At 63.4% G+C, this 12,189-nt stretch carries 13 protein-coding genes; 4 read left to right on the top strand and 9 right to left on the bottom strand.

Features of this window, described 5'->3' with window-relative positions:
• The 7 genes from VFE81_RS27105 to VFE81_RS27075 all read right to left on the bottom strand — a co-directional run.
• A partial coding sequence (locus tag VFE81_RS27105) for a class I SAM-dependent methyltransferase (protein ID WP_325047529.1) occupies positions 1-548 on the bottom strand: 548 nt, incomplete at its 3' end.
• 16 nt (positions 549-564) lie between these two features.
• Positions 565-1,767, bottom strand: coding sequence for a tryptophan--tRNA ligase (locus VFE81_RS27100; protein WP_325047528.1), 1,203 nt, complete (start codon positions 1,765-1,767; stop codon positions 565-567).
• A 6-nt stretch (positions 1,768-1,773) separates the two neighbouring features.
• Entirely contained in the window at positions 1,774-2,436 is a 663-nt protein-coding gene (locus VFE81_RS27095) for a site-2 protease family protein (RefSeq protein WP_325047527.1), read from the bottom strand.
• Positions 2,437-2,483: 47 nt separating this feature from the next.
• Positions 2,484-3,119, bottom strand: coding sequence for an L-threonylcarbamoyladenylate synthase (locus tag VFE81_RS27090; protein WP_325047526.1), 636 nt, complete (start codon positions 3,117-3,119; stop codon positions 2,484-2,486).
• A 136-nt stretch (positions 3,120-3,255) separates the two neighbouring features.
• Positions 3,256-4,086, bottom strand: coding sequence for a 3',5'-nucleoside bisphosphate phosphatase (locus tag VFE81_RS27085; RefSeq protein ID WP_325047525.1), 831 nt, complete (start codon positions 4,084-4,086; stop codon positions 3,256-3,258).
• 102 nt (positions 4,087-4,188) lie between these two features.
• Positions 4,189-5,073 carry an alpha/beta hydrolase gene (locus VFE81_RS27080; RefSeq protein WP_325047524.1) on the bottom strand — a complete coding sequence of 295 codons (885 nt, stop codon included), beginning with the start codon at positions 5,071-5,073 and terminating at the stop codon, positions 4,189-4,191.
• Positions 5,074-5,107: 34 nt separating this feature from the next.
• Positions 5,108-6,094, bottom strand: coding sequence for a ferritin-like domain-containing protein (locus VFE81_RS27075; protein ID WP_325047523.1), 987 nt, complete (start codon positions 6,092-6,094; stop codon positions 5,108-5,110).
• Positions 6,095-6,382: 288 nt separating this feature from the next.
• On the opposite strand from VFE81_RS27075, the gene VFE81_RS27070 reads away from it, so the two are divergent.
• The 4 genes from VFE81_RS27070 to VFE81_RS27055 all read left to right on the top strand — a co-directional run bounded on the left by VFE81_RS27070 (position 6,383) and on the right by VFE81_RS27055 (position 10,164).
• Complete coding sequence (locus VFE81_RS27070) at positions 6,383-6,907, top strand: gamma carbonic anhydrase family protein (RefSeq protein ID WP_325047522.1); 525 nt, start codon at positions 6,383-6,385, stop codon at positions 6,905-6,907.
• A gap of 64 nt (positions 6,908-6,971) precedes the next feature.
• The gene (hslO, locus tag VFE81_RS27065) at positions 6,972-7,922 is read left to right on the top strand and encodes an Hsp33 family molecular chaperone HslO (RefSeq protein WP_325047521.1); all 951 of its coding nucleotides are present in this window, start codon (positions 6,972-6,974) and stop codon (positions 7,920-7,922) included.
• A 166-nt stretch (positions 7,923-8,088) separates the two neighbouring features.
• Positions 8,089-8,469, top strand: coding sequence for a hypothetical protein (locus VFE81_RS27060; RefSeq protein ID WP_325047520.1), 381 nt, complete (start codon positions 8,089-8,091; stop codon positions 8,467-8,469).
• A 133-nt stretch (positions 8,470-8,602) separates the two neighbouring features.
• A protein-coding gene (locus tag VFE81_RS27055; RefSeq protein ID WP_325047519.1) for an IS3 family transposase occupies positions 8,603-10,164 on the top strand; the annotation gives its coding sequence in 2 pieces (ribosomal slippage) (positions 8,603-9,041 and positions 9,041-10,164; 1,563 coding nt in all).
• Between the two features lie 172 nt (positions 10,165-10,336).
• Here the strand turns inward: VFE81_RS27055 and ftsB are convergent.
• Together ftsB and eno are read right to left on the bottom strand one after the other, a co-directional pair.
• On the bottom strand, positions 10,337-10,768 hold the full coding sequence (ftsB, locus tag VFE81_RS27050) for a cell division protein FtsB (RefSeq protein WP_325047518.1): 432 nt from the start codon (positions 10,766-10,768) through the stop codon (positions 10,337-10,339).
• A gap of 117 nt (positions 10,769-10,885) precedes the next feature.
• Positions 10,886-12,169: a phosphopyruvate hydratase gene (gene eno / locus VFE81_RS27045; protein ID WP_097389692.1), complete on the bottom strand. Its 1,284-nt coding sequence runs from the start codon at positions 12,167-12,169 to the stop codon at positions 10,886-10,888.
• Positions 12,170-12,189: the final 20 nt, after the last annotated feature.

Below are 12,189 nucleotides of genomic sequence, written 5' to 3'. Positions count from 1 at the left end.
ATAATTGCGCAGATCCGCTGGACGTAAGCCGGGCGCGGCTGCGCGAGAAATCCGTCTTGAAATGCGACCACCCGGAGGTGGCCGCGCACCACGTCGAGCAGCTCGCCGGGCGCGAGCAAAAACGCCGGATTGGACGGCTTGCCGACGCTTTCGTTGCCTTGCGCGAAGGTCTCGTAAACCAGTACGCCGCCGGGCGCGAGCGAGCGTAACAACTGCGGAAATAGCGGCCGGTGCAGATAGTTCGTGACCACGATCCCGGCGAATTTCGCGTCATCAGGCAAGGGCCATGCGGCGCCTTCGATGTCAGCGAGAAGCGTGGTGACAAGTGGCTCATCACGCATGGCGCCCAGCGCAGCCGCATCGCGGTCGAGCGCGGTCACTGGATGACCCAGCGATGCAAAGAACCGCGCATGCCGCCCTGCCCCCGACGCCACGTCGAGCACAGCGCCGCCCGCCGCGACCAGATGCGCCCAGTGGCGCACCCAGTGCGACGGTTCACCGTTTCCTTGCGAGGAACCGTTCGGCATGGCAGCAACGGGAGTGCTCATCGCTTCAGCGCGGCGATCAGTTGTACGACAGACCCATCGCCTCACGCACGTCGCGCATCGTTTCCGTGGCGTACCTGCGGGCCTTGTCGCAGCCGTCGGCGACAATCGCGCGCAACAGCGAAGGATCGTCCATGTATTTCTGCGCGCGCTCGAGCATCGGCTGCTGCTCGCGCAGAATGCCTTCGATCACCGGCTGCTTGCATTCGAGACAACCGATTCCCGCGGTTCGGCAGCCCTTCTGCGCCCATTCGTGCGTGGCTTCGTCCGTGTAGACCTGATGCAACTGCCACACGGGGCACTTGTCCGGATCGCCCGGATCGGTGCGGCGCACGCGTGCCGGATCGGTCGGCATGGTGCGAACCTTCTTCGTGATCGTTTCCGCGTCTTCGCGCAGGCCGATCGTGTTGCCGTACGACTTCGACATCTTCTGGCCGTCCAGACCCGGCATACGCGACGCTTCGGTCAGCATGGCCTGCGGCTCGACCAGAATGATCTTGCGCGAACCTTCCAGGTAGCCGAACAGACGCTCGCGGTCGCTCATCGACAGGCTCTGCGATTCCTGCAACATCGCACGCGCCTGTTCGAGTGCTTCGTCGTCGCCTTCCTGCTGATAGGCGTTGCGCAGCTCGTGATACAGCTTGGCGCGCTTGCCGCCCAGCTTCTTCGCGGCTTCGTTGGCCTTCTCTTCGAAGCCCGGTTCGCGGCCGTACAGGTAGTTGAAGCGGCGCGCGATTTCACGCGTCATTTCGACGTGCGGCACCTGGTCTTCGCCAACCGGCACGAGCGAGCCGCGATACAGCAGAATGTCCGCCGCCATCAGCACCGGGTAGCCGAGAAAGCCATAGGTGGACAAATCCTTGTCCTTCAGCTTCTCCTGCTGCTCCTTGTAGGTCGGCACGCGTTCCAGCCAGCCGAGCGGCGTGCTCATGCCGAGCAGCAGCGCGAGCTCCGCATGCTCGGGCACCTTGCTCTGGATGAAGAGCGTTGCCTGCGCCGGATCGATGCCGGAGGCGAGCCAGTCGATCAGCACGTCCCACACGTTCTTTTCGATCACTTCGGGCGTTTCGTAGTGCGTCGTCAGCGCGTGCCAGTCGACTACGCAGAAGAAACACGGGTATTCGGACTGCAGCCGCACCCAGTTTTTCAGCACGCCGTGATAGTGGCCGAGGTGCAGCGACCCGGTGGGCCGCATGCCGGAGAAGATACGGTCTGGGAACATGGTTATTTAGAAAAGCGAAACAAGTGGAGTCAGGATTGCGGTAATCGCACCGTAGCCGAGCGTCACGAGCGGGCTGAGCCAATAGCGCGTGAGCGTGCCCGTCATGACCAGCGCCATCACGATGAAAAAACCGTACGGTTCGAGGCGCGACAACGCGATCGACTGCCGCGGCGGCAACAGCGCCATCAGCACGCGGCCGCCGTCGAGCGGGGGCAGCGGAAACAGGTTGAGCACGCCGAGCACGAGGTTCACGCCGACGCCGGCCGCCGCCATGCGCGTGAAGAAAGGCTCTTCGACGCCCCCCACCGCGAGCGCGACGCCAACCAGGCCCCACACCAGCGCCTGCACAAAATTGCAGGCCGGCCCGGCGGCAGCGACCCACAGACTGCCCCAACGCGGATTGCGCAGGTTGCCAAAGGCGACCGGCACAGGCTTCGCGTAACCGAACATGAACGCGCCGCTCGTGGCGAAGTACAGCAGCAAGGGAATCGCGATCGTGCCGAGCGGATCGATATGCCGCATCGGATTGACGGAGACGCGGCCGAGCACATACGCGGTGTTGTCGCCGAGCCAGCGCGCGACGTAGCCATGCGCGGCTTCATGCAGCGTTATGGCGAAAATCACCGGCAACGCGTAAACCGCAACGGTTTGTATCAGGGAAGAATCCATAACTCGCTATTGTAACAACGCGATTGCGTGCGTCTGTCCGCTTTCGCTCAAGCCGTCTCTTCGAGACCGAATGGCGCGAGAGAACCGCGCCCTGCCCGCACCAGCACCGGCTCAGCGCCGGTCAAATCGACCACGGTGGACGGTTCGCATACGCATGGGCCACCGTCGATCACCAGGTCCAACTGTTTCTCGAGCCGCTCGCGGATTTCTTCCGGGTCGTTCAGCGGCTGGGTTTCGCCCGGCATGATCAGCGTGGAGCCGAGCAGTGGCTGGCCGAGTTCTTCGAGAATTGCCAGCGTGATCGCGTGCTCCGGTACCCGCAGGCCGATGGTTTTGCGCGACGGATGCGAGAGGCGGCGCGGTACTTCTTTGGTGGCCTGCAACACAAAAACGTAAGGGCCCGGCGTAACCGACTTGATCAGGCGGTACTGCCGGTTGTCGACCATCGCGAAGTTCGACAGCTCTGAGAGATCGCGCACCAGCAGCGACAGGAGCGCCTTCTCGTCAAGCCCGCGAATGCGCCGCAAGCGCTCGACCGCGTCCTTGTCGTCGAGATGACAGGCAAGCGCATAGCTCGAATCCGTCGGCAACGCAACGACGCCGCCGTCATTGATGATCTGCACGGCCTGTTTGACGAGGCGCGGTTGCGGGTTATCCGGATGAAGCCGAAAGTATTGGGACATTTTGACTAACGGTGGCTACAGGTGGCTGCGGATGGAGGTCGGACGAAAAGTGGCAAATCGGACGGCAGATCGGGCGAAAGCAAGCCCTGGGACGAGGGCGTTCGCGCATATCGTGCCGCCGTGGCACGGCGCACGATCACAGCCAGCGTTCCCAGACGGGCTTGAGATCGGAGGGCAGTGGCGGCAGCGTGCCGAGGTCGATGCGGCCTTCGCCAGGTGCATGGAAGTCGGAACCGCGCGAGGCCTCGAAGCCGAAGCGGCGTGCGACGTCAGCATATTCGCGGTATTGATCCGGCGTGTGACTACCCGTCACCACTTCGATCGCCTTGCCGCCGAGGTCGATGAACTCAGCGAAAAACGCGTCGAATTCAACCGGTGAGTACGCGTAACGACCCGGGTGCGCGATGATCGCCTCGCCGCCGGCCGCCTGAATCCAGCCAACCGCGTCCGCCAGTTTCGCCCAGCGGTGCGACACGTAGCCGGGCTTGCCGTCACCGAGATAGCGGTTGAACACGTCCTGCGTCGAGCTGGCGTAGCCGCTTTCGACCATGAAGCGCGCGAAGTGCGTGCGCGAAATCATGTCGGGGTTCGAGACGTATTTGAGCGCGCCTTGATAGGCGTCGGGGATGCCGAGCGTGCCCAACTGTTCGCCGATTGCTTCGGCGCGCGCCGCGCGACCGTTGCGGGTGCGCGCGAGGCCGTCGATCAGCGTTGTGCTGGTCGGATCCACGCCGAGGCCAACGATGTGCACAGTGCGTGAAGCCCACGTCACCGATATCTCCACGCCGCTCACGTAGCCCATGCCAAGCGCCTCAGCAGTGCTGCGCGCTTCGAGCTGGCCGCCCAGTTCGTCGTGGTCGGTCAACGCCCACAGCGTCACGCCTCCCGCGTGCGCGCGGCGCGCGACATCGGCCGGCGCGAACTGGCCGTCGGAAACGGTGGAATGGCAGTGGAGGTCGGCGTTCATCTTTGTCTTGAGAAGGTTCTGCACTCATTTTACTGCAACGCAGTAAATGGCCGCAGACCTATCTCGCGTAGTGGACCTCGCATCGAAACCTTTTTGCAAGGTTCAGGCGCAGAAGCCCTCGATCAGCGCGGCCACCTGCTCCGGTTGGTCGTGATGCACCATGTGTCCCGCTTCGTCGATGATCTTCTCGCGCCAGTTCGGAAACGCCTGGAAGCGCGCCTTGAATTCGTCGAGCGGAATCTCGCCGGCGATCTGTGCAAGTGTGGGCGAGTTAGCGGCCTCGACGTGCAGCACTTTGGCGCTTGCCTTGCGCCACACGGCCATCACTTCGTCGAGGCGGTACAGCGTCGGCCCGCGCAGTTTGTGCGCCGGATCGGCGAGCAGCATGAAGCGCCCTTCTCCGTCCGGCTTCGACCAGTGTTCCGCGAGGAATTGCGCGCGTTGTGGATCGAGGCGCGGGTTGGTCTTGATCAGGCGCCCGGCGACCTCGTTCAGCGACGCGTAGCGTTTCAATTGCGGCGGATCGCGCAACTCGTCGAGCCAGTTGCGCAGCCGCTTAGGTGCTTGCGCCGAGTGCGACGGCGCGAGCCCAAAGCCTTCCAGATCGACCACGCAGCGCACCCGCTCCGGCCGCACACCCGCATACAGGCAGACGATGTTCGCGCCCATGCTATGGCCGACCAGATTGACTTCGCCGATCGGTGCATAGTGGTCGAGCAGCGCGTCGAGATCGCCGAGATAGTCGTGAATCCAGTAGTTGCCGCCGCCGCGCTCGGCGACCGGCCAGTCCGACAGGCCGAAGCCGCGCATATCGGGCGCGATCACCTGCCAGTCGCCGCCCAATGCGTCGACGACGAACTGGAACGACGCCGCCACGTCCATCCAGCCGTGCAACATGAACAGCATCGGCGCATCCGGATTGCCCCAGCGCCGTACATGCAGACGGATGCCGTGCACGGCGACGAATTCAGACTTGGAGGTATTCATGAACGGCTTGTCCGAAAAAAGAATGGTCGTTCGATTATAACGAGATAGTCGGGCGATGCGTGGGGTCCGGCAATGGAAGAAGGCAGTCGCTCGCGGCCGGAGGAGGCGTCGAAGCCGGCTGCTCAGTGTTGAGGCCGGCCAGAGTGACCAGCGCGGCCAGTTCGGTTTCGTCGAAACCGGCGTCGCGGCGCGCCTCGAAATTGAACGGACCGCGTAATTTCGGTGCGTGATACTGGTCGGCGAGACGCGTGTAGGTGCCGTGTGGATCGAGGCCCCCCGCGTCGCAGAGATAGCGGAACCAGTGATTACCGATCAGCACATGGCCGATTTCATCGCGCAGGATCACGTCGAGAATCGCTGCGGACGCGTGGTCGCCCGCCTGCTGCAAGCGTGCCCGGATCGGCGGCGAAGCGTCGAGGCCACGCGCTTCGAGGGTGCGCGGCACCAGCGCCATCCGCGCCAGCACGTCCGCGCGCGTGCGCTCGCACATGTCCCAAAGGCCGTCGTGGGCGGGAAAATCGCCGTAGGCATGGCCGAACTCCGCAAGCCGCGCGACCAGCAACGAGAAGTGATGCGCCTCTTCGGCGGCGACTTTGAGCCAATCGGTGTAGAACGCGGCGGGCATGCCGGCGAAACGCCAGACGGCGTCGAGCGCGAGATTGATGGCGTTGAATTCGATGTGTGCCAGCGCATGCAGCAGGACCGCCCGCCCTTCGGGGGATTGCATGCTGCGGCGCTTCAGTTTGCGCGGATCGACCAGTTCTGGGCGCGCGGGACGGCCCGGCAGGTCTGCCGGCTCGGCCAATTCGAGGTCGGCGGGGCACGCGAGGCTGCCGTCGAGCGCCGCGGCATATAACGCGCGGGCCGCAGCTGCCTTGGTTGCCGGGTCGATTTCGCGTAATGCGGCCAGCGCCGCGGTGCGCGCGCAATTCGCGCGATTCGAACGTTGCTCAGGATTCGATATCGGCAGAGCGGGCGAAACGGGAGAAACGGGAGAAACGGACGGAGCAGCGGAATTCATAGCAACCAGGTTGGCGAAGGGCACGGCGACAGGCAAGACGAGAGGCGCGGCGGTCGCTGAGGCCGATGAGCGCTGGACGGCGTGCGGCGGCGCCAACCGACCTAAGCACACAACCGTTTACAATACTCGATTCGACAATCTCGCGCGCCGATTGCCCAAGGCCGGCGGGACAACCGGTTCATCAGGGCGTTCGGGCGTTTTCCTGTGTTTCGGAGCCCCGCTTTGCAGCCCGCTTCGAAGCCCCGGCCACCCCGCGTAGCGCGTAGCGACTGATCAAGAGGAGACTCCGTGACAATTTATAAGCTTGGCGAAGCAGCCCCGACCATCCATGAAAGCGTGTTCGTCGCGGATTCGGCGAACATTATCGGCAATGTAACGCTCGAAGAAAATTCGAGCGTCTGGTTCGGCGCGACGCTTCGTGGCGACAACGAGCCGATCACCCTCGGCGCCGGCAGCAACGTCCAGGAAAACGCGGTGCTGCACACCGACCCCGGCTTCCCGCTGAAGATCGAGCAGAATGTGACGATCGGCCACCAGGTCATGCTGCACGGCTGCACGATCAAGGCGGGCTCGCTGATCGGAATTCAGGCGGTGGTCTTGAATGGTGCGGTGATCGGCCGCAACTGTCTGGTCGGAGCGGGCGCCATCGTCACCGAAGGCAAGGTGTTTCCCGACAATTCGCTGATTCTCGGCGCGCCTGCCAAAGTGGTGCGCGAACTGACCGAGACGGATATCGCCAATATGCAGCGCGGCACGGCAAGTTATGCCGAACGCCGCGAGTATTTCAAGGCGCAGCTCGTGCGCATCGGCTAAACAGCCGGAGCGCGCGGCGCGCAAGGCGCAGCATCAGGCTACGTCATTCGACCGAGGAAAAGTTGTGAGCGACCAGTTGCAAAAATTCATGTTCAGCGCAGCGCCGGTACGCGGCGAGATCGTTTCGCTGCGCAATACGTGGCAGGAAGTGCTGACGCGCCGGGACTATCCGGCGCCCGTACGGACGATTCTGGGCGAGATGATGGCCGCGTGCGCGCTGCTTTCGGCGAACCTCAAGTTCGACGGCACGCTCGTCATGCAGATTTTTGGTGACGGACCGGCCAAGATGCTAGTGGTGCAGTGCAGCTCCGACCTGTCGATGCGCGCCACCGCCAAGCTCTCCGGCGAAGCGGCCAATACGATTGACGACGCCACCTCCATGATCGACCTGGTCAACGCGAGCGGCCATGGCCGCTGCGTGATCACGCTCGACCCGCGCGACAAGCAGCCCGGCCAGCAGCCGTATCAAAGTATCGTCCCGCTGTCGGGCGTGGACGGCCCGCTCAAGTCGATGTCCGAAGTGCTCGAGCACTACATGCATCACTCGGAGCAGCTCGACACGCGCCTGTGGCTCGCGGCGAACACCGAGCGCGCGGTCGGCATGCTGCTGCAAAAGCTGCCGGGTGACGGCGGCATCGTCCCGCATCCGGGCGATCTGGACGCGGACACATGGGAGCGCGTCTGCACGCTCGGCGGCACGATGTCGCAAGACGAACTGTTGAAGGAAGAACCGGAAACGATTTTCCGCCGTCTCTTCTGGCAGGAGAATGTGCAGCATTTCGAGCCGGCCACGACGCGCTTCGAATGCAGTTGTTCGCGCGAAAAAGTCGGCGCCATGTTGAAAATGCTGGGCCGCGAGGAAGTGGACGGCGTGATCGAAGAGCGCGGCCACGTCGAGATTCATTGCGAATTCTGTAATCAACGGTACGAATTCGATCCGGTCGACGTCGCGCAACTTTTTGTCGCCAATGCGCTCTCACAAGGCGTGACCCCGGCGGCCGACCAGCGGCACTGAAGCGGCCAGGCGGCGGTTCATTACGCCGGCATTACGGCAGTAAAATGACGCGCCGTCCGCTGCCTTTTCGGGCTCGGGTGGCGCGTTATCGTCGATCATTGCGCTGGATCGTCGGCGGTGCGCGCTGCACATGTTTTGCTTAGGCATCCGACCGATGGAGATAAAAATGAACATCCCTACTTCGGTGAAGCATTGCATGCGTACGGTCGCCGTGCTGACGGTCATCGGCGGCAGCGCTGCGCTGACGGGTTGCGTGATGGACCCGCCTGGCCCATCGCCGATTTATAGCCGCCTACCGGCCGACCAGTCGGGTATGGCCAGCACCGCGCGGCCGCTCACGCCTGAAGAGCGCGAGCGCTACGATGTGATCGACCGTCAGGTGCTGTCCGATCAGAATCAGGCCATTGCCGCCGAGAACGCTGCTCAAGCGTACTCACGTTATTACTCGCCGCCCGTCAGTGTGTACGGCAGTTACTACGGCGGTGGCTGGGGGCACGGCTGGGGCACGGGTGTCGGCGTAGGCTATTCCCCGTATTGGGGCTGGTAAGCCGAAGCGGGCACTCCCGAACAGTAGGTACGCCGATACGGCGACCAGGCGGAGAGGCAGGCATCCCCCCCGCGTCAGAATACTTGTCGCTCCAATAGAATCAATGAACCGGGGGCGATGATGAGAAAACGAATTGGCAAAATACGGACAAGCATTCAAGGACAGAGCTGTTGCGCGGTTGCTGCCGCCGGAGAGCGCGGCGTTGGAAGACGTTGCACGTGAGGTTGGCGTGGGAGTGGGGACGCTGGAGCGCTGGCGCAGTGATGCGCTGTCCAGGCCCGCTCGCGAGCGGGCCTGGACAGCGGCGGCCCGATTTGACGCCGTGCTGACGACCGCTGCGATGGACGAGGCTGCCAAGAGCGCATGGTGCCGCGCCAACGGCGTGTATCCGCACGAGCTGGCTTCCTGGCGGCAAAGCGCCACGCAGGCGCTGGCCGAGCCCGAGGAGGCGCGTGCCAGCCCGCAGCAGACGCAGCAGGACCGACGTCGCATCAAGGAACTCGAGCGCGAGCTGCGGCGCAAGGACCGTGCGTTGGCTGAGACGGCGGCGCTGCTGGTGCTATCAAAAAAAGTCGCGGCGATCTTCAGCACGGGCGAGGACGAATGATCGACCTCGAAGATCGCCAGTCGCTGGCCCATGATATCCACACCGCGCACAAGGCCGGCGCACGGCTACGCCTGGCCTGCGAGACGGCCGGCATCGACGTGCGCACCCTGCAGCGCTGGAATGCCGGCGAAGGCCTCGTATCGGGCGATGGAAGACCTCATGCGGTACGCCCGCAACCTTCCCATGCGCTGAGCGCCGCCGAGCGTGCCGAGGTGCTGCGCGTGGCCAACGAGCCGCGCTTCGCCGATATGCCTCCTGCGCGCATCGTGCCAATGCTGGCCGACCAAGGCGTGTATATCGCCAGCGAATCCACCTTCGCCCGCGTGCTGCGCGAGCACGGACAAACTGCACATCGGGGCCGGGCGAAAGCGCCCAAGGCTGGCCGACCGCCGACCACGCACATCGCTTGCGCACCACGCGAAGTCTGGTGCTGGGATATGACGTACTTGCCCGCCGAGGTCGTCGGTCAATGGTTTTACCTGTACCTGATCCTGGACCTGTACAGCCGCAAGATCGTCGGATGGGAGGTGCACGAGGGCGACGATGCCAGTCACGCTGCCCATCTGGTGCGGCGCACGGCGCTGGCCGAGGGCATCGCTACTCTGGCGGACAAGCCGGTGCTACATGGAGACAACGGCTCCACGCTCAAGGCCACGACCGTGCTGGCCATGCTCCACTGGCTTGGCGTGAAGCCATCGTACTCACGCCCACGCGTCAGTGACGACAACGCCTATGCCGAGGCGCTGTTCCGCACGGCCAAGTACCGCCCGGAGTTCCCCGCCACGGGCTTCGCCGAGCTCAATGCTGCACGCGACTGGGCGAGCGACTTCGTGCATTGGTACAACTTCGACCACCGTCACAGCAGCATCCGCTACGTCAGCCCGGCGCAGCGCCATGACGGCGACGATCACGCGATCCTCGCCGCTCGTCACGAGGTGTATGTCCAGGCGCGGGAACGTAACCCGGCCCGCTGGTCAGGCTGCACGCGAGACTGGACGCCCATCGGTGCCGTCACGCTCAATCCGGAGCGCGAGTCAGTCGTCACGATGGCCTCGCACGCTACACTTAGACAGCCTTTGGCTGCATGACTGAGGCGACAAGTACCTTGACACGCGCCGCATCACAGGCACACAAAAAAGCCGCTGATCTTGTGGATCAGCGGCTTTTTTTCGTCTTCCTGCGAGCTTTTACGTTCGTTCCTGCGCTCGTTCCTGCGTTTTATTTCACGTTCGTCTGCGAGCTCAACCAGTCTGAACGAACTCAGTGCGTGGCCTTCTTCTCTGTCGCCACCTTACCGCCATGCTTGCGCTCCGGCTTCGCGCGCGACTCCGGATTCGGCACCATATGCAGCGGCGCCGCCGACATCACACCGCGCGTAGACGTTGTAACCGAAGGCGTGTTCGCCGCCGGCAACGGCGCGTTCGGCGCAACGAACTGCACGAACACTTCGCTGTCCTTCACCATGCCCATTTCGTAGCGCGCCCGCTCTTCCACCGCGGCCGTACCGTTCTGCAAATCCTGAACTTCGCCCTGGATACGCTCGTTGCGCAGCTTCGAATCGGTGTTCTTCTGCAGTTGCTGCGCCAGTTGCTGCTGCAACTCGTGCACGCGCAACCAGCCGCCGTGTCCCCACCAGAGCGGGTACTGGATCAGCGCCAGTAGAACGATCAGGACAGCAGTGACAAACCGCATGAAGTAAGCACAATAAATACACGCCGCCCTGCGCTATACGCAGGGCGGCGGGGTCAATCAGAAACGAAGGATAACCGGCTCATCGGTCAGCGCTATTGAACAGGCCATGAGAGGCCATTAGCGCAGATTGTAGAACGCCGACTTGCCCGGGTAGCTGGCGATATCGCCGAGGTCTTCTTCGATGCGCAGCAACTGGTTGTACTTCGAGATGCGGTCCGAACGCGACAGCGAACCCGTCTTGATCTGACCGGCGTTCAAGCCGACTGCGATATCCGCAATCGTCGAATCTTCGGTTTCGCCCGAGCGGTGCGAGATCACAGCCGTGTAGCCTGCGCGCTTCGCCATTTCGATCGCTGCGAAGGTTTCCGTCAGCGTACCGATCTGGTTGATCTTGATCAGGATCGAGTTGGCGATGCCCTTCTCGATGCCTTCCTTCAGGATGCGCGTGTTGGTGACAAACAGGTCGTCGCCCACCAGCTGGATCTTCTTGCCGAGCTTGTCGGTCAGGATCTTCCAGCCGGCCCAGTCGCTTTCGTGCATGCCGTCTTCGATCGAGACGATCGGGAACTTGTCGGCCAGGTTCGCCAGGTAGTCGGCGAATTCCGTCGACGACAGTTGCAGGCCTTCGCCCGCCAACTGGTACTTGCCGTCGTGGTAGAACTCGCTCGCTGCGCAGTCGAGTGCCAGCAACACGTCTTCACCGGCGCGGTAGCCAGCTTTTTCAATGGCTTGCAGGATGGTCGACAGGCATTCATCATTGCTGCCGAAGTTCGGTGCGAAGCCGCCTTCGTCACCCACTGCCGTGCTCATGCCGCGGTCCGACAGGATCTTCTTCAGCGCGTGGAACACTTCGGCGCCGCAGCGCAGTGCTTCGCGGAAGGTCGGCTGGCTGACCGGCACGATCATGAATTCCTGGATGTCCAGGCTGTTGTTCGCGTGCGCGCCGCCGTTGACGATGTTCATCATCGGCACCGGCAGTTGCATGGCGCCCGAGCCGCCGAAGTAGCGGTACAACGGCAGGCCGGCTTCTTCAGCAGCAGCCTTGGCGACGGCCATCGACACGGCCAGCATCGCGTTCGCGCCGAGGCGCGACTTGTTGTCGGTGCCGTCGAGTTCCAGCAGGGTCTTGTCGAGGAAGGCCTGCTCGGAAGCGTCGAGGCCCATGATCGCTTCGGAGATTTCGGTGTTGATGTGCTCGACGGCCTTCAGCACGCCCTTGCCGCCGTAACGGCCGGCTTCGCCGTCGCGCAGTTCGATCGCTTCGCGCGAACCCGTCGACGCACCCGACGGCACCGCAGCGCGGCCCATCGTGCCCGACTCGAGCAGCACATCGCATTCGACGGTGGGGTTGCCTCGCGAATCGAGAATCTCTCGACCGATGATATCTACGATAGCACTCATGGTTTCCTCAAGAAATGACG

This window comes from Paraburkholderia sp. (genome assembly GCF_035656215.1).
Taxonomy (GTDB): Bacteria; Pseudomonadota; Gammaproteobacteria; order Burkholderiales; family Burkholderiaceae; genus Paraburkholderia.
This window is presented reverse-complemented; position numbering and strand designations above follow the sequence as displayed.

Bases quoted from the DNA above. Each gene is read 5' to 3' on its own strand.
- VFE81_RS27060 (WP_325047520.1), top strand. From the start codon at position 8,089: ATGAACATCCCTACTTCGGTGAAGCATTGCATGCGTACGGTCGCCGTG.
- VFE81_RS27080 (WP_325047524.1), bottom strand. From the start codon at position 5,073: ATGAATACCTCCAAGTCTGAATTCGTCGCCGTGCACGGCATCCGTCTG.
- VFE81_RS27075 (WP_325047523.1), bottom strand. From the start codon at position 6,094: ATGAATTCCGCTGCTCCGTCCGTTTCTCCCGTTTCTCCCGTTTCGCCC.
- VFE81_RS27095 (WP_325047527.1), bottom strand. From the start codon at position 2,436: ATGGATTCTTCCCTGATACAAACCGTTGCGGTTTACGCGTTGCCGGTG.
- ftsB (WP_325047518.1), bottom strand. From the start codon at position 10,768: ATGCGGTTTGTCACTGCTGTCCTGATCGTTCTACTGGCGCTGATCCAG.
- VFE81_RS27100 (WP_325047528.1), bottom strand. From the start codon at position 1,767: ATGTTCCCAGACCGTATCTTCTCCGGCATGCGGCCCACCGGGTCGCTG.
- eno (WP_097389692.1), bottom strand. From the start codon at position 12,169: ATGAGTGCTATCGTAGATATCATCGGTCGAGAGATTCTCGATTCGCGA.
- VFE81_RS27085 (WP_325047525.1), bottom strand. From the start codon at position 4,086: ATGAACGCCGACCTCCACTGCCATTCCACCGTTTCCGACGGCCAGTTC.
- VFE81_RS27090 (WP_325047526.1), bottom strand. From the start codon at position 3,119: ATGTCCCAATACTTTCGGCTTCATCCGGATAACCCGCAACCGCGCCTC.